This is a genomic window from Kutzneria kofuensis, from assembly GCF_014203355.1.
In the GTDB taxonomy this organism is placed as follows: Bacteria; Actinomycetota; Actinomycetes; order Mycobacteriales; family Pseudonocardiaceae; genus Kutzneria; species Kutzneria kofuensis.
On sequence record NZ_JACHIR010000005.1, the window covers coordinates 1 to 20,542 of the forward strand.

Sequence of the window (20,542 nt, forward strand, 5' to 3'; positions counted from 1 at the left end):
GTCCAGGAACTGCTCGGCCACCATGTTGGCCACCAGCCGCTGGCACGTGCTCGCCGGCAGCCCCGTCGCCTTGCGGATCTCCAGGAACGTCAGCTCCGGCCGGTCCGGCGCGAACACCTCGATGATCTGCCGGATCTTGCCCAGCACCAGCAGCGGCCGGATCCCCCTCGGCAGCGCCCGCGGCCCGTCGTCCTGCCCGGCCGACGCCAGCTCGTCACCGATGTCGTCGGCGATGTCGTCCTGGTCGTCGAACTCGCTGCTCACGCCGGGATAGTACCGGTTCGCCCGGACCAGCCCCGGCCGAAGTCGAGCGGCACCACCGTGATCGCGTCGCCGACGCCGCGACCCGCACACGCTCGACTTGCGCCCAAAACTCATGCCTGCACTAACAGTTGCTGAGTACAATGATTGCAGGCTCGAGCCGAAGGAGATGAGACGGATGATCTCGGAACGCGTCGTCGAGCAGTACCGATTCTCCTGCGCCCGCTGTGGGTCCAGCACCGTGGACAGCTATCAGGCCCTACTGATCACCGATTCCGAGGGCAACGTCCGCTCGTTCTACAGCCGCGGCGGCTTCCCGTGCGAAGCGCCGGCCGCGGCGGAGACGCTGTGCCCGAGCTGCCACCGCGGACCGGTGCACGTCACGCTCGCCCAGCAGACCATCCTGACCACGAAGTAGGTCGACAACACCTCTGCCATCACCCCACCTCCCCATCGAGGTCAACGCAACACCGTTCTCCCAAACAAGGCAACTGCGTTGCGTTAACCTGTCGAGGTGGCCACATCGAAGTTCCAGCGGGCACGCCGCCCCGAGCACAAGGAGCAGCGGCGCGACGCGATCCTGGCCGCGGCACGGGAGTTGGCCACCCGAGACGGCGTGCGGACGGTCAACCTCGGTGACATCGCCGCCGAGGTAGGCGTGCACAAGTCGGCGCTACTCCGCTACTTCGAGACCCGCGAGGAGATCTACCTCCAGCTGACCGCCGAGGGCTGGACCGAGTGGACCGAGGCACTGCGCAGCGCGTTGGCCGACGCGGACCCCACGCCGGCCGGCGTCTCGGCCGTGATCGCCGAGACACTGACGTCCCGCCCGCTCTTCTGCGACCTGCTCGCGCACGCCCCGCTCAACCTGGAGCGGAACGTCTCCCTCGACACCGTGCGGACGTTCAAGGTCCACACCCTGGGCAAGGTCGACGAGATCAGCCAACTGCTCGGTGACGCCCTGCCCGGACTGGGAAAGGCCGGCGGGTGGCAGGCCGTCGCCGCCATCACCTCGCTGGCCTCGACGTTCTGGCAGGTCTCACACCCGCCGGAGACCCTCGCCCAACTCTATGCGGAGCAGCCGGAGCTCAGCCATTCCCTGACGGACTTCCCCCGACGGCTCGAGGAGCTCACCATCGCCGTGCTCACGGGGCTGGTGGCGGTTCAGGGTGGATCGCCCGCAGCTTGAGGCCGAGATGGTCCTTCCATGCGACGATCGATCGTCAACCTTTGGTTGACTTCAGGTATTCGTCAACCTACGGTTGACGTCATGCCTCACGTACTCCGCACCCTCGATCCCGGCGACGAGGACTTCAGCGACCTGGAGCCCCTCCGGGAGATCATCGGCGACGCCCGTGTCGTCGCCATCGGCGAGAGCACCCACCGGGTTCACGAGTTCTACCAACTGCGGCACCGCTTGACCCGGTTCCTCGTGCGGGAGCTCGGTTTCGGCGCCTTCGTCATGGAGTCCGGCTTCCCCGAGGGGCTTGCCGTCAACGACTGGGTGCTCGGCGGCTCCGGCGACCTGGACTCGCTGCTGCACGACGGCATCACCTACCGCTTCGGCCGCTGCGCCGAGATGCGCGATCACCTGTCGTGGATGCGTTCTCATGGCGGCGTTCGCTTCTACGGCATGGACATTCCCGGTTCCAGTGGCTCCACCGTGCCCGCCATCGAGGCCTGCCTCCCCCTGCTCGACGAGGTCGACCCCGCCTACGCCCACGTCGTGCGTTCCACGCTCCTCCCCCTGTTTTCCTACCTACCCACCGACCGCTCCGGCCGTGCCTGGGTCGCCCCCGCCCTCCAGGCCTACATGGCCCTCGAACCCGCCGTCCGCTACGAGCTCACCGCTCGTATCGCTGCCTTCTCCGCCCGGCTCCACGCCATGCGCGTCGCCTACTCGTCCGCCTCTCGCATGGACTCTTCTCCCACTCGCTCCTCTCACATCGACGCCGCCCTCCACTGCGCCACCCTCGCTCGTCACATGGACGCGTTCCTCGCCGCCATGCCCGAGGGCGCCACCCGCACCTACCCCGGCGCCAACATCCGTGACGCCGCCATGGCCGAGACCATCGAGTGGATCCTCCGCCGGGAGTCCCGCATCATCGTCACCGCCGCCAACGGCCACATCCAGCGCTCGCCGCTTTGGGTTCCTCCCATCATCAACGACCCCCTCACCACCCTCGGGCAGCACCTCTCTGCTTCCCTCGGCCCTTCCCTGGTCGTCATCGGCACCGCTTTCGGCGGTGGGGTCCTCCAACTTCACCGCCCCCTCTTGGACGGCCCTCCCGGCCACACCGAGCTCTTCACCCAGTCCGTCGGCCCTTTCTCCCCTTCCACCCTCGACGGCGCCCTCTCCTCCTTCGGCCTTCCCCTGCACCTCACCGATCTGCGCTCCACCCCCGTTCCCGCCACCCACGTGATGAACGGCCCCCAACCCCAACCCCTCGACCCCAGCGCCGCCTTCGACGCCGTCGTCTACATCGACTCCGTCACCCCTTGGCACGCCTTCCCCACCGCCTAGCCCTCCCCCAGCCGCTCTGCCGATCCATCCCCACGCTTCCCTCCCGCACACCCCCTGACCTGCACAAACCTCGCACCCCACCCCCGATTTGGAATCCACCGAGACGATCATGTACTCTCTCTCCTGTCAGCAAGGCTGACAACCCAGTCCGGGTGGCGGAATGGCAGACGCGCTAGCTTGAGGTGCTAGTGCCCGCAAGGGCGTGGGGGTTCAAGTCCCCCCTCGGACACACGGTTTGCACATGGATCTTGTTCAGTAATTGTCAGTTCAGCTGACTTACCGACCAACGTCCATTTTTTGGGTGTAGCTAGTGCCTCATCAAGGAACGTTGACGTTGTAACCGTGTCGAGCAGGCCCACGTCGACGCCTGGCAGGCCGAGGGGCCTAGCACCCGCGGGATCGCCATCAAATTCCTGCGCTGGGCGATCAACACCAGGCTCGTCGACCCGACGTTGACAATGACACCGCACCGCCGAGGTACCAGCCGCCGCCTGTCCGCCGCTGAGCATGAGCGAGCCTACAGCAGGCCATCGAGCCCGGGAACTCGCTCCTCGTGAGCGCGCCGCGGCCACGCTGGTCCTCGTGTTCGGTCAGCAGATCGAAGACGTCGTGAAGCTGACCTGGCAGGACGTGGACGTGACCGACGAACTCGTCACGGTCCGCCTCGGCGGCGTCCAGATCGCGCTCCCTGATTCCCTCGACCAGCCCTGGCGCGAGCTCGCCGACTCCCCCGCCCACGACCTCACCGCCGCACATCCGAACAGCCCCTGGGTCTTCCGAGGCCGCTACCCCGGCTAGCACCTGAACGCCGCGAGCCCGAGGACCACGCTCCGGGCCGTGGTCGACACCCGAGCAGCCCGGCTGGGCACTCTGCACGAGCTCACGAAGCTCGTACCCGTCGCGATCTTTGCGGAGACGCTCGGCTATCACCCGACGACCATCGAACGCCACTCCATCGCGTCGGGCGCCACCTACGCCCAATACATCGGCGCGCTCACGGTCGGCGCGGATAGCGCGCCGTGATGCGTGTCCGACCGTGAGCCCGTTGTCTATACCTTGCTCGCCACCACCATGTAGTTCTCGGCCTCAGGGTTGAACGTGCTCATTTCCGTCCGAAGTCCGACCCGGTGCAACTCGACTTCGAGTTCGTCGTATCGGTAGGGCCAGCACGACAGCAGTTCCGAGCGGACAAGAACCGACCCAGCCGCATCAACTTGCGCGACCGCAATCTCGATGTGGTGCTCCTCCTCCCAAAGCGGTGCAATCTCCCAGCGGTAGACCACGACGGCATCACGACCGTTCCGGCGGACGAGTCGGTCACTGATGTCCAGTCGGGAACCTCTGGCCCTCACGAGTTCCCACGTGCGGGAAGTGAGCACCAAGCGCCCGCCACGGCGCAGAAGCCGTGACATCGACTCCAGAGCAGCAACCCTGCCTCTCGCGCCCACGGCATGGTGTAGCGAGTTGCCAACGCAGAACACCATGTCGAAGGTGGCGTCATCGAAATGGTCGGGCAACTCTTCCCAGTCCGCCCGCACTGTCCGGACAGATGCCCCGAACTCCCCAGACAACTCCGCAGTCCGACGAACCATCGCTTCGCTGGCGTCAGTTGCGACAACCTGCATACCAAGACCGGCGAGGCCAACCGCCAACTGCCCGGTTCCGCATGAACAATCGAGGACGTGAGCGTTGGACGGCAGGAGACTGAGGACGTCATCGAACGACGCAGCGAACTCGGCCGGAGTCAGCTTCACATCGGAGATGAGCTACTCGTACACCTCGGCAAGCGCGTCATAACCCGTCACAACTACTACCTCCGTCACGCGGCAGACTCACGGTGGCACATCAGTACATCAGCGGAGCAAGTCGGTCCACCAATGGTTTTCGCACGGGCAACCCGTCCGCTCATGCCGCGAACCGAGCGCTACTCCCGGCTGATCAACTCCTGCGCCTACCTTACAGATAGTAGAACACACGTTCGACAAGTGTCGGCCTAGTGCTTCATCAAGCGACGTTGGGTAGGTAATCCGGGCGATGGATCTTGGAGTTGACGGCAAAGCGGCGTTTCGGGTGGCAGTGACGGTTGCGCCAGCGGAGATAGCCGGCGATGGCAGCTTCCTGAGCAGCGTGATTGGGGTAGTCGCTGCCGTCGAGGGTGAAGTAACGGGCCGCGGTGAACTCGCACTCGATCCAGTTCAACCACGACGCGTGGGTGGGCGTGTAGACCAGCTCGATGCCGTTGGCCGCGCACCAGGCCCTGACCTCCACTTTGCCGTGGGGTCCGTAGTTGTCACAGACCAGGTCGAGCTTCCCGGCAGGGAAGCGGCGGCGCAGTTGCTTGCAGAAGTCGAGGAACTGCGGCCAGCGTTTGCGGTCACGGAACCCGGTAGAACATCTGCCCGGTGGCGAGGTCGAGCGCGGCGAACATCTGCCGGACCCCACTGGTGCGGGTGTAGGTAGCGCGCAATCGTGCCGGACAGCCGACGGGAAACCAGCCTCGACCGGGGCGGGGTTGCAGGTTCAGCGGCCCGAACTCGTCGACGCAGATCACCCGCCCGTCGGCGGGCGGGTGATCGTAGAGGTCGAGGATGCGGGTCTTCTTGGCCACGAAGTCCGGGTCCTCGCTGGCTTTCCAGGTCTTCGTCGCCTGCCAGGACACACCCGCCGTGCGCAGGATCTGCCGGACGGTTTCGGCGCTCACCACCAGCCGCGCGTGCTCGGCGAGATACTCGACCAGCTTTGTCAGGCTCCAGGTCGTCAACGGCAATCCGAGCTCGGTCGGTTTGCAGGCGGCGATGCGGCAGATCTGCTCGCGGGCGGCCGGCCCGAACTTACGAGGTCGGCCGCCGCTCCATTTTGGGGACAGTGCCGCGAACCTGGAGTCGTTGAACGCGTGGATCACCTCGCGCACATAGCCTTCGGTCGCGGCGAACATCGCCGCAATCTCCCCCGCGGACCGGCCCTGCATCGAGGCCAGCACAATCCCGGACCGCCGCAGCCGCACCCCGTCCTTCGCTGACCTGGTGATCTTGACCAGCCGCTGCGCTTCTTCGGGCTCCAACGACCGCGTGAACACCTCCGGCTGACGCGCCATCGGCCTCACCTCCGGGGTCAGCCTCGCGATCACTGGCCTGGATGTCACGCGACACGGTTACAACGTCAACGTTCCTTGATGAGGCACTAGTTCGCCAAATATGACAACCTTGTCTGCATGGCATACAAGGACTGCCTGGTTCGCATGAAGCCGTTCGACGATCACGCCAGGACGTCCGGCTCTGGGACAACGTCTGGGCTGAGTTCGTAGCGTTTTTGGCGTTCGATCCGGAGATCCGGCGGGTGATCTGCTCGACCAACGCCATCGAGAGCGTCAACGCCCGCATCCGCCGCGCGGTCAAGGCCCGTGGCCACTTCCCGAACGAGCAGGCCGCCCTGAAGTGTGTCTACATGGCGGTTATGAGCCTGGAGCCGACCGGGACCGGCCGCAAACGGTGGATGATGCGGTGGAAGCCGACCCTGAACGCGTACGAGATCGCCTTCGACGGCCGGCTGGCCGCCGGTCGTAAGTAAGTTCCTTCAACCCGAGTTACACCGCTCGTTTGACACACCCCGACCAGGCCGGCCACCGCCGAAGCGCTGCCATCCAGCGGCGCGTCTCGCGGCATTGCAGTGTCCTCCCTTCGTCGCACCGCTGTCGTCCTTCCCATGTGCCGGGCACCACGCTGGAGGCGCGAGTGGTGGGGAGGGGTGTCGGACGGTTCCCGTGTTCACTGTGTTCCGCTCGGTGGAGGAGGAGCCCGACTCTGCCCCAGCGGCGTCGCCACGAGTACGCCGCAGTCCTTCCTCGTGGCCTCCCGGGAGCTACCGCCTGTTCGCCCCGGAAGTTCCCGCCGCCACAGTCGGCGACGGTGCGCGCCGCGCCCGGCCCACGGTCGACCTGCCGCGACAGGCCAACGGCGAGGGGCTCTCACCCCCACTCGGACACACAACGCATCACGGCGCACGGGCAGGAATTCCCGGGGGATGCCGGTGTAGAGCACGAACAGGATGCCGCACAACACCTTGCGGTCATCCAGTCGAGGACGACCAGGGTGGCGAGGATCGTGCGGCACCACCGGCAACCGCGGCTCGATCCGTGCCCACAACTCGCCGGACACGATGCACGGTGGCTGCTGGCCCTTCCTCACACCTTTCGACAACCCAGGTGATCAACCTATTCCATGATCGGTTTTGTTAGTACTACAGCCGCACGGTGTGATACTTGTCGGCGTGTCGTGTTCACGGAGACCGCCGATGCGTGATCGACTTGGGTGTGCCGGACATGGAGCAGGACCTCACGGCCCTACCGGAGACGAACGCGGACGATCGCCTGGCGCGGTGGCGGGCAGGGTTCGAGGACATGTTCGCGCTGGTCGCAGGCCGGTTCGCACAGGCAGACTCACGCCACCGGGCCAGGATGTACCTGCTGGGCTTGCTGTCGGGCGCCGAGCGCAAGAACTCCTGGACGATCGCCGAGCAGGCCGGTGACCTGGCCCCTGACGGCATGCAGCGCCTGCTGAACTTCTACCGCTGGGACGCCGACGCGGTCCGAGACGACCTGCGGGACTACGTGCTGGACCAGATCACTGATCCCACCGGGGTCGTGGTCGCCGACGAGACCGGATTCCTCAAGAAAGGCACCAAATCCGCCGGTGTCCAACGGCAGTACTCCGGCACCGCCGGTCGGATCGAGAACTGCCAACTCGGCGTGTTCTTGACCTACGTGTCGGCCCGGGGGCGGGCGTTGATCGACCGCGAGCTCTACCTGCCCGCGTCCTGGACCGACGACCGCGAGCGCTGCGCGGAGGCCGGGATCGACGAGGATGTGGAGTTCGCGACCAAGCCCGTGCTGGCCCAACACATGCTGGCTCGCCTGCTGGAGGCGGGAAGGGACATCGACTGGTTCACCGCGGACGAGGCATACGGCGACAATCCCGGCCTGCGAACCTGGCTAGAAGACAACGACATCGACTACGTCATGGCCGTTTCCTGCGATCAGCGCTTCACCACCCCGAAAGGCGCTGTGCGGGCGGATGCGTTGGCTCGCAGCGCACCGCGCAAGGGCTGGCAACGCCTGTCGGCCGGTGAGGGCAGCAAGGGGCGCCGGCTGTATGACTGGCTGCTGCTGGACCCGGGCGCGGACGAGCACCTTCTCGTGGTGCGCCGGTCGATCAGCAAGCCGGACGAGTTGGCGTACTACATCTGCCACACCCGCCGTCCCGTGCCGTTGGCAGAACTTGTCCGGGTCGCCGGCAGTCGTTGGGGTGTCGAGGAAACCTTCCAGTTCGCCAAGAACGAGACCGGCTTGGACCACTACCAGGTCCGCAAGTATCAGGCGTGGTACCGACATGTCACGCTGTCGATGCTGGCCGCCGCGTTCCTGGCCGTGACCGCGTCCGCTGAACGCGACCGCGACGCAAAGGGGGCGTCACAGCCGGCCACGAGTGTTTGATCCCGTTGTCGTGCAACGAGATCAGACGTTTGTGGGCCATCCTGACGCGACCGACGCACCCCCGAGCGCACACTGATCGATGGTCGGACTGGCGGCGACTTCATCAGACCCACGCCCGGCGATGCCACTACCAGCGGCAACACCGCAAACATCACAGCCTGCGGCTGTAGTATTAGGAGCTCCTACAGGACCGTGGACTCGGCGCAGGATGAAAAAGGTTCACTGTCTCGAGGGCCACCTGTCGCGCCGACCGCGTGAAGCCACCTCTACGGTCAACACGGGCGTTTCGGATAGCCGCTCCCATACGCCAGATGCGCCGACGTACAGCTCCTCACGGAACCACACCGAAACCTGTGTGACCGGCCCTTCCGCACGGCGGTAACGGGGAGCATCACCCCACCGGTAGAGATGCCCGCTGGGTGCTCGGAGCCAGTGAAGTCCCCGGGGAAGCGGATTCTTCGGTAGGCCAGCATTCAGCGCGGCCATCATCGTCCGCAGGTAGGCAGCGTGCCGCGCAACGCGGTCCTCGTCCCGGTGCACGATGCCGTAGCGATGCTTGGCTTGGCGCAGGTCGGCCGGGCGCAGTGGCTCACGAAGGAGGACGTCACGGATTGCGACGTCCTCGACACCGCCCAGCGGAAAGGTGATCATCGGTTCGGGCACCAGGGCGTTGCCCACCACTCGCGCGTACTCACGGTCGTGAGGACCGAAGAAGTCGTTGTACAGCCCGAACACTCGACCGTCCGCGGTGTGCGCCCGCCACCAGACCTTCGCGGACAACGGCGTGTCCCACCAGCCAAGGACGTTGGGCCGCCACAACAACCCGGCCACCACCAACATCAGCACCGCCACGGCGCCGAGCCACGTCCAGCCGCCGAAGGCCACCCGTCCGGTGCCGGCGTCGGCGGCCATCGCGCCGGCCAACAGCAGGCCGGTGGCGATGTTCTCCCAGAACAGCAGGCCGGAAGTCAGCGCGACCACGCAGTTGAACAGCAGCGCACCAGCGATGCTGGCCAGGAAGCACCCCAGGTCGGCGAACGCGACCAGGCCGGCCAGCTCCACCACCATGGTGCCGAGGTTCAGCCACACCACGGCGGGCCGCAGGGCACGTACGATCCGGGCGGCCGTGCCTGCTGACAGGAAACGCGCCCACCCCCACGCGTACGCGGTGGCGACAAGCAGGTCGGTTCGGTTGGTCAGGGCCCACGACCACGGACGACGCCCCAGTTTCGCCTTGGCCCAGGCGGCCACCACGTAGTGCGACAGGTACACCGTACCGAGCACCAGGGCGAGACCCGTGGTGCCAGCCGCCGACGATCTGCCGACCAGCTCGGTCAGCGCCGAGTTCGCCAGCGAGAAGCAGTATGTGGCCTTGATCAGCCGGATGTCGACGTTGGCATGGTGCGTCCAGCCGCCGAGGCGTCCACAGACCAGCACGATCGCGGCGAGGCCGAGCGCCGGGAACACCAGCGCGGCCGCGCCGATGATCAACACGACCAGCCGGTCCCTCCGCTGCCAGCGCAGGTCTTGGCCCAGGTCGTAGTCCTGCGTCAGGTGCTTCCACAACATGAGCGCCAGCGCCCCCGTCGGCACCAGCGCCAGCCAGCCGTCCGGCATCCTGCCGAACACGGCGTCCACGGCGGTCAGCACGGCGAGCACCGTGCCGATCGAGAGCCCGCGGCCCAGGGGCACGCAGGCCTCGGGGTACACGCCGTTGAGCGCCTGGCGGGGATATCGGCCGGCGCCAAGGCGCACCGCGCACCAGGCGACCAGCGGGGAGAGCAGCCGGTACACCAGGGCGGTCAGTCCTAGCGCGAGCGCCCCCCACTCGGCGTCCGTCAGCGGCATCGTCTGCCTCCCGTCACGTCCGCGGGGATGGATCGGGGTGGGCCGGATCGCGTCCGGCCCACCCCGCGAGACACGTGTGGATCAACTGTTTCAGTGGTCGTAGCTCATATCGCTGCCCTCCTCTCGCGGATCGACACAACCACGGACGGCCTTGCTCAGTCCGCGGCGAACTCGGGGTGGAAGGTCACCGGCAGAATCCCGATGGTCCGCACGGTGGCCGTCGGCCTGCGGGTCGGCGTGCCGGCCAGGCGCAGCCGGCGCGGCGCACGCAGCAGCCCGACGATCAGTTCACGGATCGCCGCGCGCCCGAACAGCGCGCCGACACACGCATGAGGTCCCCAGCCGAAGCTCAGGTGCTGGTTCGGGGCGCGGTCCAACACGATCCGCTCCGGATCGGTGAACTGGTCGGGGTCACGGTTGGCCGCGGCGAGCAGCGTGAGCACGATGTCGCCGGGCTCGATCACAGTGTCGTCGACGACCATCCGGCACACCGCCACCCGGCTGGTGCCCTGGGCGGGCCCGTCGTAGCGGATGAGCTCATCGACGGCGGTGGGCAGCAACCGCGGGTCGGCACGGATGGCGTCCAACAGGTCGGGCCTGCGCAAGAGGGTGAGCACCACGTTGCCGGCGGTCGCGTAGATAGTGCCGTAGCTGGCGTTGAACATCATTCCGGTGGTGTTGCGGATGTAGTGCTCGGGAACCTGCGCCTGCTGCGCGCGGTTGCGCACGTCCGACAGCACACCCGGCCGGTCCTCGTCGCCCAGCCAGTTCTCCACCAGTTGGTTCAGTCGGTGACGGGCGCTGTCGCCGACCGCGGCGCGCTCGGGCGCCAACCCGGCATCCATCCGGTAGGCGATGCCCTCGGAGATCTCGGCGTACGTCGGCCCGTCCGGTTCGGCCACCCCGATCAGCTCGGAGGTGACGCTCAGCGCGATCGGGGCGGCGACCTCGGTCATCAGGTCGAACGTGTCCCGCTCAGCCAGCCGGTCGAACAGGGACTGCAGGCGGCCCTGCACCCGCTGCGCGATCTGCACCGGTTCCTGGTTGCGGAACGAGCTCATCAGCAGGCTGCGCAGCGGCGCCTGGTGCGGCGGGTCGAGCGACTGCAGGCTCTGCCGGAACTCCGGGACGTCCTCGCCGACCCGTCGCCGGTCCCGCGCGTAGTCCTGGTAGTTCTTCAGCACGTCCCGGCAGTCGCGATACCGCGTCAGCACCCAGGAACGCATGGTGTCGTGCCAGAAGATCGGGCGGTTGGCCCGCAGCTCGGCGTACAGTGGATACGGATCGACCAGCGTCTGGTGGTCCAGCGGGTCGTACACGGGTGCCAGGTCCACGCCTGCGGTCCCTTTCGGTGCGGGGAAACGGTGCGCGGCGGTCAGTTCGCCGAGTTCGTGGCGGTCAGCAGGAACTGGTCGACCTCGGTGGAGCCGCGGCGGGCGTCCCGCCGGTCGAGCCAGCTCAGCAGTGGCGCGGTCATCATGGTGGTGACCAGCGCGACCACCACCAGCACGGTGAACAACGCCGGTGAGACGATGCCGGCCTGGAGACCGACGTTCAGTGCGATCAGCTGCATCAGCCCCCTGGCGTTGATGAGGACGCCGATCCGCACGGCGATCGGCTGGGGCTCACCGACCAGCCGCGCCGCTGCCCAGCAGGCCCCGAACTTTCCCACCACCGCGACCGCGACGCACAACGCCGCGAACGCCAGCAGCGTCGGCTGGGCCAGCAGGGCAAACCGGCTGTTGAGTCCGGAGTAGACGAAGAACAGCGGCAGGAACACGATCCGGCCGACCGGCATGATCTTCGCCACCACCGCGTCGGCCATCTCGCCGCGCGGGAAGCACACGCCGAAGCAGAAGGCACCGAACACCGCGTACAGCCCGATCATGTCGGTGTACCAGGCCGCCGCGAACAGCAGCAGCACGGTGACCAGCACCCGTTTGTCCATGTCGAGCCGAGCGCTGCGCAGCAGCGAGTCGAGCCATCGGCGACCGACCAGCCACAACAACGACACGAGCAGGACACCACCGCCGACGGCCAGCGCAACTGGCGCCGCGCTGTTCGCCCGCAGGCTCACCACGACTGCCAGCAGCGTCCACGCCAGCACGTCGTCCAGTGCCCCGCAGGCGAGGGCGATCGAGCCGAACCTGGTGCCGGCCAGCCGCCGTTCGGTGATGATCCTGGCCATCATGGGAAACGCGGTGATCGCCAGCGCCACGCCGATGAACCCGACGGACACCACCGGCGACACACCCGGTGCGGTCACGTCCGCCCAGCCGGTGCCCAGAACGCCGACGCCGATGCCGAGCACCAGCGGCGCCACGGAGCCGGTGATCGAGATCGCACCGGCCACGCGGGCCGAACCGCGGACCTCGCGCAGGCTGAACTCGTGGCCGACACCGAACATGTAGATCACCAGGCCGATCTGGCCGCCCACGTAGAGCAGCGGCCGGATCGCGTCCGGGAACAGCACGGCCTGCGCGGCCGGCCAGACCAGCCCCAGCAGGGACGGGCCGAGCAGCACGCCGGCGATCATCTCCCCCACCACCGGCGGCTGCCCGAGCCGGCCGACGACCTGCGAAACCGCCCGGCAGGCCAGCAGAATCACGGTCACGGCCAGGAAGAACGCGGTGCCCGTGGCGGCCGTGCTCACGTCGCCACCCGCGTGCCGACCGCATCGGCCAGGAACGCGGTCAGCCCGTCGCCGTCCTGCCAGCGGTTCTCCATGTCGCTGTCCAGGTGGTGGGTCGCGACCAGTTCGCCGGCGCGGTACTGCCGGACCACCGGGTGGAAGAAGCTGGTGACCTCCCCCTCGCTGGCGTGCACGATGCTGCCGTCGAAGGGTTTCTTGCCGACCGGGTGCGGCCCGTACTCGAGGGTCACCGCGAACACCGTGTCGGTCGGTTCGAACGCGCGGTCGGCCAGGTGGCGCAGCGGCATCTCCTCGAAGTGCCGGACGGGGCCGTCGCCCGGCACGACCAGGACGTCGGCGAGTTCGCCGAACTGCTGCCACAGCCCGGACGAGCGGTTGATCCGGGCCAGGACCGACCTGGTCCACCCGGCCGGATCGGCGGCCAGCTCGGTGTGCGGCCAGGTCGTGCCGTGGTAGCGCTCGTCGAGCAGTCGGTACAGCGCCCGCGCGCCGTACCGGTACCCGTGGATGAACCCGTTGGTGGACACCCGATAGTCCAGCTGCTGGGTCAGTGTGCCCGCGAAGAACAGACCGTCCACGGACGTCGACTCGTAGCCGCTGGTCAGCTCCGGGAACCGGTCGTTGATGTCGAGCGCCGGCCGGCAGCCGTCGGCGAAGATCGTGGCGTCGAAACGGAATCCGGCACACACGATCACCCGGTCGTAGTCGACGACGCGAGGGCCCCGGCTGAAGCGGAACCGCACGTGGTAACCGGCGTCGTCCCGGTCTATCCGCTCGACGCCGACGTTGAGAACGGCGTTGCCGCTCTTGAGCTCGTAGGTGTCGAGGAAGTTGTTGTTCACCGCCCGGACATGGCCGACGAAGTGGGTGTCCCAGGCCAGTCGGACCGGCTTAGGACCCGCGATGTGCACGGCCGCGGTGGTGGACACCAGGTTGTCGGCCGTCTCGAAGGCGGAGTTGCCCTTGCCGATGATCAGCACTCGCTGGTTGGTGAACTCCGCGGGGTCGGTGGATACCGTCGAGTACTGCTCGGCGAGCTCGATCCCCCGGATCTCGGGCACGTTGGGCACGCTGAGCCCGGTGGCCACCACGACCCGCCGGCTGCGGCGCCGCGTGCCGTGCTGGTCGGTCAGCACGAATTCGTCGCCGTCGCGGGCGATCTCCCGCACCCGGCAGCCGAACTGGATGTTCAGGTCCAGCCGGCTCGCGTAGTCGGCGAGGTAGCGGACGTAGTCGTCGGCGGCCGGAAAGTATTCCTCGCTGTACTTGGTGAACACCAGGCTCGGGTCGTCGGACAGCAGCGAGTTCCAGTCCATCCGGAGGTTGACCTCAGGATCGTCGCTTCCGGTGAACCGCTTGTTGGAGGAGATCAGCTGCCGGTGCCGGGGGAATTTGGTGAAGAAACCGCCCGGCGCCGCGCCCTCGTCGAGCACCAGGTAGTCGTGCCCGCCGCGGTGCAGCAGATGAGCGAGTTGGAGCCCGGCCGGGCCGGCGCCGACCACAAGGTAGTCGGTCACGTGTTCAGGCATCGTCACTTCGTCCCCGTCCTGTGCCGCCTCGGGAAGATGCGGGAGTCCAGTGGTGGATCAGGTAGCTCGTGGCCCGGTCGTTCCAGGCCCGGTGCAGCGGATCGCGCACCAGTCGGCAAACCAGGCCGACCGGGGTGACCACGGCGTAGTACAGCAGGAAAAGTCCGACTCGAAGCATGTGGATGGTCCTTCGAGAACGAGCGGCGACCCGGTCAGTCCAGCGGAATCTTCGCGCGCCAGTCGGACTGCTCCCGCCACGCCGGCTGATCGGCCTTGCGCAACAGAAAGTCGCCGATTGCGAGTAGATCGATGTCGGTGCGCCGGAAACAGGTCACCGCGTCGTCCGGCGTGTTCACGATCGGTTCGCCGCGAACGTTGAACGAGGTGTTCACCAGCACCGGGCAGCCGGTGCGCTCCTTGAACGCCCTCAGTAGTCGATGATAACGGCCATGTGTCTGCCTGGCCACTGTCTGCACCCGGGCGGACATGTCCACATGCGTGACCGCCGGAAGCACCGACCGCTGCTGGCGCAGCAGATCCAGGCCCGTGCGGCGCGGACCGTCCGGGACCGCGACGCGTTTGTCCTCCGCGACGTCGGCCACCAGCAGCATGTACGGACTGTCCTGGGTGAGCCGGAAGTACGCCCGCGCGTCCTCGGCCGTCACCGACGGGGCGAACGGGCGGAACGACTCCCGAAACTTGATCTTGAGGTTCATCCTCGACTGCATGGTGGGGTCACGCGGGTCGCCGAGGATCGATCGGTTGCCCAGGGCGCGTGGCCCGAACTCCGTCCGCCCCTGGAACCAGCCCACCACCTGCCCGGCGGCCAGCGCGTCGGCCACCACGCGATCCAGCTCGTCCGGCGCGGCTGTCGTGTACACGAGGCCGTGCCCGTCCAGACAGGACCTGATCTCCTCGTCCGAATAGGACGGTCCGAGCAGGGCGCCGGACATCGCGTCCTGCCCGGTGCCCAGGTGCGGTCGGCCCGCACCCCGGCCGACCGCCAGGGCGAGAGCGGCGCCGAGCGCGCCGCCGGCGTCACCGGCGGCCGGCTGCACCCACAACTCGTCGGCGACCCCGAGCCGGGCCAGCCGGCCGTTGGCCACGCAGTTCAGCGCGACGCCACCGGCCAGGCACAGGCGCCGTTCCCCGGACAGCCGGAGCGCAGTTCTGGCCAGCCGCTCCACCACCTCCTCGGTCACCTGCTGAACGGACGCGGCCAGGTCGAACTCGCGTTCGGTGAGCGGGCCCTCGGGCTCCCGCCGCGCACCGCCGAACAGGCGCTCGAAGCCCCGTCCGGTCATCACGTGCCCGTGGAGGTACTCGAAGTACCGCAGGTCCAGCCGGAAGGAGCCGTCCGGCTTGATGTCGATCAGCCGGTCGCGGATCAGCCCAGCGAAGCGGGGTGTGCCGTAGGGCGCCAAGCCCATCAGCTTGTACTCGCCGGAGTCCACCTTGAACCCGCAGAAGTAGGTGAAGGCCGAGTACAACAGGCCAAGCGAGTGCGGGAACCGCAGCTCGGCCAGCGGCCGCAGCGCGCTGCCCCGGCCGTGCCACAACGTCGTGGTCGCCCATTCGCCGACCCCGTCCACGCAGAGCACCGCGGCGGACTCGTACGGACTGGGCAGGAAGGCGGACGCGGCGTGCGACTCGTGGTGACGACGGCAGCTGATGTCGGGCACCGGCCCCAGCCGCAGCGCGCCCAACTCCCGCCGAACCTCGTCGGCCGCCCGCCGCTTCCAGGCCAGCCACGCGGGCAAGGCCGCCCGGAACGGCCGGTAGCCGTGCGGGACGGCGCCCACGAACGTGCTCAGCACACGGCGGAACTTCAGTGCCGGGTCCTCGTAGTAGGCGACCGCCGAGACGTCCCCCAGCTTGGCGCCCGCCTCATCGAGGCAGTACCGCACCGCGCGAGCCGGAAACGCCGAGTCGTGCCGGACCCGGGTGAACCGCTCCTCCTGGGCGGCGGCGATCGGCACGCCGTCCTCGACCAGGGCAGCCGCACTGTCGTGGTAGTAGGCGGAGATGCCGAGAACCAGATCGGTCAACGTGAGCATCCCTCCCGGCCGGCGAGGGCCGTTGGTCGGTCAGTACAGCGGGTACATGGTGCCGTCGTCGTCAGGCGACCGCTTCTTCTTGCGTAGCGCGCGGTTCCGCAGCAGCGCACCGATGATCGGCAGCCTGCGCAGCAGTTTCGCCATGCCCGTCCCTCCTATTTCCGTATTTTCCGCGACAGCCAGGATTTCGACCCGTTCCCCGCGCCGGCCTCGACCGGCAGCCGGTCGTCCCGAAGGTCCTCCAGGGCAGCCGTGATGAGCACCCGCAACGCCTCCGCGGCCGTCGCACTGGCCATCGACGGCCGCTTCTCCCGCTCCGCGGCCTGTGCCGGAGTGAACGGAATATGCACGAAGCCGCCGCGCAGCCGGGGGAACTCGGTGGCGATCAGGTGGGCGAGGCCGTAGGCGATGTGGTTGCACAGAAATGTGCCGGCGGTATGGGAGATCGTCGCCGGAATGCCGGCCTCCTGGATCGCCGCGACACAGCGCTTGATCGGCAGGGTGGTGAAGTACGCGGTGGGGCCGTCCGGCACGATTGGCGTGTCGGTCCGCTGGTTGCCCGCGTTGTCCGCACCGATGGCGTCGTCCAGGTTGATCGCCACCCGCTCGACGGTGATGTCGGGACGGCTGCCGCCCTGGCCGGTGGCGACAACGAGATCGGGCTCCGTCCCCACGATCGCCCTCCGCAGCGCCGTGATGGCGTCACCGAAGACACAGGGCAGCTCGACGGTGTCCAGGTCCGCGCCCGGAGGTGGCTCGGCCACCACCAGCCGAACGGCTTCCAGCGAGGAGCTGAGCACGTTTCGACCGAACGGACCCACCGACGTCAGTAGCACACGAATGACGATCCCCTCCTCTGCTTTCCCTCCGAAGTCCTCATGGACTCCACCGCGGTGTCGCCGGCGATCAACGGATCCCGCTGAGCTCGTACCGGTTGGCCGGCCGTGCGAGCCCGTAGTGATCCCGCACGGTGCGGCCGGCGTACTCCGTCCGGAAGAGTCCACGCTGCTGGAGAACGGGCACTACGTCGTCCACGAAGGACTCCAGACCGGACGGCAGCACCGGCGGCATGACGTTGAACCCATCGGCCGCGCCGGCCGTGAACCATTCCGTGATCACGTCCGCGATCCGAGTCGGCGTGCCCGCGACGGTGAGATGCCCGCGGCCGCCTCCCAGCCTGCCGATCAGCCCGCGCACGGTCAACTTCTCCCGGCGGGCCATCTCGACGATCACCGTGAACCGGCTCTTGCCCCCCTCGACCTGATCCTCGGTCGCGATGTGGTCGGGCAGTTCCTCGTCCAGGCGCAGGTCCTCCGGCGCGACCTTGAGCATCCCTGACAGCTGCTCGATCGCGTACTCCGGACGGATCAGCCGATCGAGTTCGGCGTCCAACGCGTCGGCTTCGGCCTGGGTGCGGCCGATGGTGGGCACGATGCCGGGCAGGATCTTCACCGTGTCCGGGTCACGGCCGAAAGCCGCCGCCCGTGCCTTCATGTCCGCGTAGAACGCCTGCGCGTCGGTGAGCGTCTGCTGCACGGTGAACACCGCGTCCGCGTGCCGGGCCGCGAAATCCCGTCCGTCCTCGGAGGACCCGGCCTGCACCAGCAGTGGATGTCCCTGTGGGCACCGCGGCACGTTCAGCGCCCCCGCGACCTTCACGTACGGGCCCTCGTGCTCCGGCGGATGCAGCCGGCTGTTGTCACCCCAGACGCCGTTCTCCTTGTCGGCCACGATGGTGTCGTCCTGCCAGCTGTCCCACAGCTTCCTGGACACCTCGACGAAGTCGTCGGCGCGGGCGTACCGGACACGGTGACCCGGCAACTCGTCCAGGCCGAAGTTCCGCGCGGCGCCGACGGTGGCGGTGGTGACGATGTTCCAGCCGGCCCGCCCGCCGCTGATGTGGTCGAGCGAGGCGAACCGCCGCGCCAGGTTGAACGGCTCGTTGTACGTGGTCGACGCGGTGGCGATCAGCCCGATGCGTTCGGTCGCGCCGGCCAGCACGGTGAGCAGCAGCGTCGGTTCCAGCGCGCACGTCGGGCGGCGGCCGATGTCGGTCCACAGCCCCGGTTGGTCGGCGAGGAACAGCGAGTCCATCTTGCCCCGCTCCGCCACCCGGGCCAGATGCTTGTAGTGCTCGATGTCGGTGTCCGCGAACGGGTCGCTCTCGTCGAGACGCCAGGCCGCCTCGTGATGACCGACGCTGCTCAGGAACGCGTTAAGGTGCAGTTTCCGATTCACCGATCTCCTCCAGTAGCGCCAGTTCGGTGCGGTACTCGGCGGTGTCATCCGCGCCGCCCGGTTCCAGCGCCGCGTACTTCTCGTGCACCGCCCGCAACCGGGCCATCGTGTCGAGCAGGGCGAGGGCGTGCGTCTCGGTCGTGACGTCCCCGTGCCGCCGGGCGATCACCAGCGCGCAGAACAGCCCTTCGACGATCTTCTCCATCTCCCATTCCGGATAACACATGCCGGGACGGGAATGGGTGCCGAACCGGAAGGCCTCGCGGAGGTACCAGTACTTCACGGTGACGATGCGATCCGCCCGGCAGTCGTTGAAGATCTCCCGCTTCTCGGCCAGCTGGGCTCGCACCTTGGCCAGGATCCGCCGAGCGTGCTCGGGGTCGGTCGCCGGCACGCGCGGCGGGGGCACGGTGAGCCCCGGCAGCAGACGGTGCTGGTAGCGCGTGGAGTCCAGCGGCCACTGCCCGCGCACCGACTCGGGCAGCCCCCCGACGCCCCACTGCTCGGCGGCGTGGGCGTAGTCCCGCAGCAGCCGGTCGAGGTACAACTCGGGGAACCGGCCGACCTCCCAGCCGTGCTCGGGCAACCACGCGCGGAGGTCGTCCCGACAGGTCACCAGCGGATGCCTCGCGGCGAAGCGGAACAGGTTGCGCACGCCGGCCCGCACGCCCTGGTCGGCAGCGGGACGGCCCGGATCCTCCTCGCCGTCCAGCAACGCCGACGCTGCCTTGCGGACCTCCGCGGCGTCCACATCCTGGTCGATTGCGAAGTGCGCCAGCATGGTCGCGGGAAAGTCCAGGCTGGCGTCGGGGCTCGGATGCACGCACACGTAGCCGCTGTCCGGCTCGGCGGTGCCGGCTGCGGGGAGAAGCTGCACCAAGGGCCTGATCACCGAGGCAATCGCGCGATGGGCCGAGGGCGTCGGGTGGCAGTAGTCGACGAAGTCGGCCGCGGTGAGCACTGTGGCCAGATCGACCACGTCGACGTGCGAGTGCCGGGACAGCGCGGCGAGTTCGGCGCGGTAGGCGGACTTGACGCGGTACAGGTTGATGTCCCGCTCGGTGGCCAGCGTCGCATAGTCCTCGGCCTGGTCATGCCTGCCGCGGGCGGACAGCATCCTACCCAGGTTGTGGGCGGCCACCGCGCCGGCCGCGCCCGGGGAGTCGGCCAGTGCCTTGGCGAGGGCCAGCGGCTCCTCGCCTCCGACCGACTCGTCGAGCATCACCGCCAGGTTGTTCACGGCGACGGAGCGAACGGGATCGGACCGGTCCAGCAGTGCTCGGTACTGGCGGACGGCATCGTCGAGCCGGCCACCTTCATGGGCGGCGAGGGCGGCGACCAGTGCCCGCGACCGGTCGGTGGTCCCGGCGAGGCGGTCGGCCACCGCGGTGCGCAGGCCGACCATGCTGAAGAAGGGCCCGTTGGCCCCCATCAGCGCCGCCGGAAAACCGCGATTGGCAATGGGATTGACGACGATCACCCGTGCTCCCCGGCGGCCGGCGACGCGCACGATCGACTCGACGTTGGCGCGGAAGTCCCGTGGTGTGGTCGCCACGTCGGATTCCTCGGGGCGATCACTGAACAGGATGTGGTCGCCGCGCTCGATGGGGGTGAACAGGACCGGCCCTCTTCCCGCGCCGCGCCGGGCGGTGTCCAGCCACCGCCGATAGGTTCCCTTGTAGACGGAACGAGACGCGTCGGTGTTGCCCAGGTAGACGATGACCACGTCCCACCGCCGGCCGGCGAGGCCGCGTCGGTAGTACCTGGCCGCGTCGGCACTGGTGAAGCCGGGCACGGCATGGTTCTCGATCCGATGCTCGCCGCCGAGCAGCCGATGCAGCACGGACGGATACACCGCCTGTGCCGGCCCGAGCCCGGCACTGCACGAATCGCCCAACACCAGCAGCCGCACCACACACCTCCATGCCGTCAGTACCGTGGGAC

The 20,542-nt window shown here is 68.1% G+C and carries 18 protein-coding genes, 1 tRNA gene and 2 pseudogenes; 8 read left to right on the forward strand and 13 right to left on the reverse strand.

Going from position 1 to position 20,542, the window contains the following annotated elements; genetic code table 11:
* A partial coding sequence (locus BJ998_RS48370) for a helix-turn-helix domain-containing protein (RefSeq protein ID WP_312890703.1) occupies positions 1-264 on the reverse strand: 264 nt, incomplete at its 3' end.
* A 175-nt stretch (positions 265-439) separates the two neighbouring features.
* Here BJ998_RS48370 and BJ998_RS45690 point away from each other — a divergent pair.
* The 6 genes from BJ998_RS45690 (at position 440) to BJ998_RS45715 (ending at position 3,808) form a co-directional block, all read left to right on the forward strand.
* Positions 440-679 (forward strand): hypothetical protein, encoded by a 240-nt coding sequence (locus BJ998_RS45690; RefSeq protein ID WP_184870477.1) that lies wholly within the window; start codon positions 440-442, stop codon positions 677-679.
* Positions 680-775: 96 nt separating this feature from the next.
* Complete coding sequence (locus BJ998_RS45695) at positions 776-1,450, forward strand: TetR/AcrR family transcriptional regulator (RefSeq protein ID WP_184870478.1); 675 nt, start codon at positions 776-778, stop codon at positions 1,448-1,450.
* A gap of 81 nt (positions 1,451-1,531) precedes the next feature.
* Positions 1,532-2,785, forward strand: coding sequence for an erythromycin esterase family protein (locus BJ998_RS45700; protein WP_184870479.1), 1,254 nt, complete (start codon positions 1,532-1,534; stop codon positions 2,783-2,785).
* 146 nt (positions 2,786-2,931) lie between these two features.
* Positions 2,932-3,014: transfer RNA gene (locus BJ998_RS45705), tRNA-Leu, on the forward strand.
* Between the two features lie 353 nt (positions 3,015-3,367).
* Entirely contained in the window at positions 3,368-3,583 is a 216-nt protein-coding gene (locus tag BJ998_RS45710; RefSeq protein ID WP_184870480.1) for a hypothetical protein, read from the forward strand.
* Between the two features lie 39 nt (positions 3,584-3,622).
* Positions 3,623-3,808 (forward strand): hypothetical protein, encoded by a 186-nt coding sequence (locus tag BJ998_RS45715; protein WP_184870481.1) that lies wholly within the window; start codon positions 3,623-3,625, stop codon positions 3,806-3,808.
* A gap of 26 nt (positions 3,809-3,834) precedes the next feature.
* Here BJ998_RS45715 and BJ998_RS45720 read toward each other — a convergent pair whose 3' ends face one another.
* The 3 genes from BJ998_RS45720 to BJ998_RS45725 all read right to left on the reverse strand — a co-directional run bounded on the left by BJ998_RS45720 (position 3,835) and on the right by BJ998_RS45725 (position 5,879).
* Positions 3,835-4,539 (reverse strand): class I SAM-dependent methyltransferase, encoded by a 705-nt coding sequence (locus BJ998_RS45720; RefSeq protein WP_312890704.1) that lies wholly within the window; start codon positions 4,537-4,539, stop codon positions 3,835-3,837.
* A gap of 250 nt (positions 4,540-4,789) precedes the next feature.
* Positions 4,790-5,227 carry a transposase gene (locus BJ998_RS48375; RefSeq protein WP_312890705.1) on the reverse strand — a complete coding sequence of 146 codons (438 nt, stop codon included), beginning with the start codon at positions 5,225-5,227 and terminating at the stop codon, positions 4,790-4,792.
* A complete protein-coding gene (locus BJ998_RS45725; RefSeq protein WP_246490246.1) occupies positions 5,160-5,879 on the reverse strand; it encodes an IS630 family transposase in 720 nt (239 codons plus the stop codon). The genes BJ998_RS48375 and BJ998_RS45725 overlap by 68 nt, the downstream gene beginning before the upstream one ends.
* 176 nt (positions 5,880-6,055) lie before the next feature.
* Between BJ998_RS45725 and BJ998_RS45730 the strand changes: the two are divergent.
* Positions 6,056-6,352, forward strand: a pseudogene (locus BJ998_RS45730) (transposase); the annotation flags it as partial.
* 434 nt (positions 6,353-6,786) lie between these two features.
* Here the strand turns inward: BJ998_RS45730 and BJ998_RS48380 are convergent.
* Positions 6,787-6,969: pseudogene (locus BJ998_RS48380) on the reverse strand (transposase); the annotation flags it as partial.
* 212 nt (positions 6,970-7,181) lie between these two features.
* Here BJ998_RS48380 and BJ998_RS45740 point away from each other — a divergent pair.
* Positions 7,182-8,273 (forward strand): IS701 family transposase, encoded by a 1,092-nt coding sequence (locus BJ998_RS45740; protein ID WP_184860234.1) that lies wholly within the window; start codon positions 7,182-7,184, stop codon positions 8,271-8,273.
* Positions 8,274-8,492: 219 nt separating this feature from the next.
* Here the strand turns inward: BJ998_RS45740 and BJ998_RS45745 are convergent, their stop codons facing one another.
* From BJ998_RS45745 to BJ998_RS45780, 8 genes are all read right to left on the reverse strand, one after another.
* Complete coding sequence (locus BJ998_RS45745; RefSeq protein WP_184870482.1) at positions 8,493-10,121, reverse strand: hypothetical protein; 1,629 nt, start codon at positions 10,119-10,121, stop codon at positions 8,493-8,495.
* A 155-nt stretch (positions 10,122-10,276) separates the two neighbouring features.
* Positions 10,277-11,455, reverse strand: coding sequence for a cytochrome P450 (locus BJ998_RS45750; protein ID WP_221339774.1), 1,179 nt, complete (start codon positions 11,453-11,455; stop codon positions 10,277-10,279).
* A gap of 41 nt (positions 11,456-11,496) precedes the next feature.
* Positions 11,497-12,774 carry a cation:proton antiporter gene (locus BJ998_RS45755; RefSeq protein WP_184870483.1) on the reverse strand — a complete coding sequence of 426 codons (1,278 nt, stop codon included), beginning with the start codon at positions 12,772-12,774 and terminating at the stop codon, positions 11,497-11,499.
* Positions 12,771-14,303: an NAD(P)-binding domain-containing protein gene (locus BJ998_RS45760; protein WP_184870484.1), complete on the reverse strand. Its 1,533-nt coding sequence runs from the start codon at positions 14,301-14,303 to the stop codon at positions 12,771-12,773. Before BJ998_RS45760 ends, BJ998_RS45755 begins: the two co-directional genes overlap by 4 nt.
* A 212-nt stretch (positions 14,304-14,515) precedes the next feature.
* Positions 14,516-16,351: a carbamoyltransferase family protein gene (locus BJ998_RS45765; protein WP_184870485.1), complete on the reverse strand. Its 1,836-nt coding sequence runs from the start codon at positions 16,349-16,351 to the stop codon at positions 14,516-14,518.
* Positions 16,352-16,515: 164 nt separating this feature from the next.
* A complete protein-coding gene (pcp, locus tag BJ998_RS45770; RefSeq protein ID WP_312890706.1) occupies positions 16,516-17,196 on the reverse strand; it encodes a pyroglutamyl-peptidase I in 681 nt (226 codons plus the stop codon).
* Positions 17,197-17,266: 70 nt separating this feature from the next.
* Positions 17,267-18,646 carry an LLM class flavin-dependent oxidoreductase gene (locus BJ998_RS45775; protein ID WP_184870486.1) on the reverse strand — a complete coding sequence of 460 codons (1,380 nt, stop codon included), beginning with the start codon at positions 18,644-18,646 and terminating at the stop codon, positions 17,267-17,269.
* Entirely contained in the window at positions 18,576-20,510 is a 1,935-nt protein-coding gene (locus BJ998_RS45780; RefSeq protein ID WP_184870487.1) for an SGNH/GDSL hydrolase family protein, read from the reverse strand. Before BJ998_RS45780 ends, BJ998_RS45775 begins: the two co-directional genes overlap by 71 nt.
* Positions 20,511-20,542: the final 32 nt, after the last annotated feature.

What these genes read in the sequence shown, in the direction of transcription:
- BJ998_RS45690 (WP_184870477.1), top strand. Translation starts at nt 440, where the DNA reads ATGATCTCGGAACGCGTCGTCGAGCAGTACCGATTCTCCTGCGCCCGC.
- BJ998_RS45700 (WP_184870479.1), top strand. Translation starts at nt 1,532, where the DNA reads ATGCCTCACGTACTCCGCACCCTCGATCCCGGCGACGAGGACTTCAGC.
- BJ998_RS45725 (WP_246490246.1), bottom strand. Translation starts at nt 5,879, where the DNA reads ATGGCGCGTCAGCCGGAGGTGTTCACGCGGTCGTTGGAGCCCGAAGAA.
- BJ998_RS45740 (WP_184860234.1), top strand. Translation starts at nt 7,182, where the DNA reads ATGTTCGCGCTGGTCGCAGGCCGGTTCGCACAGGCAGACTCACGCCAC.
- BJ998_RS45745 (WP_184870482.1), bottom strand. Translation starts at nt 10,121, where the DNA reads ATGCCGCTGACGGACGCCGAGTGGGGGGCGCTCGCGCTAGGACTGACC.
- BJ998_RS45760 (WP_184870484.1), bottom strand. Translation starts at nt 14,303, where the DNA reads ATGCCTGAACACGTGACCGACTACCTTGTGGTCGGCGCCGGCCCGGCC.
- BJ998_RS45775 (WP_184870486.1), bottom strand. Translation starts at nt 18,646, where the DNA reads ATGACACCGCCGAGTACCGCACCGAACTGGCGCTACTGGAGGAGATCG.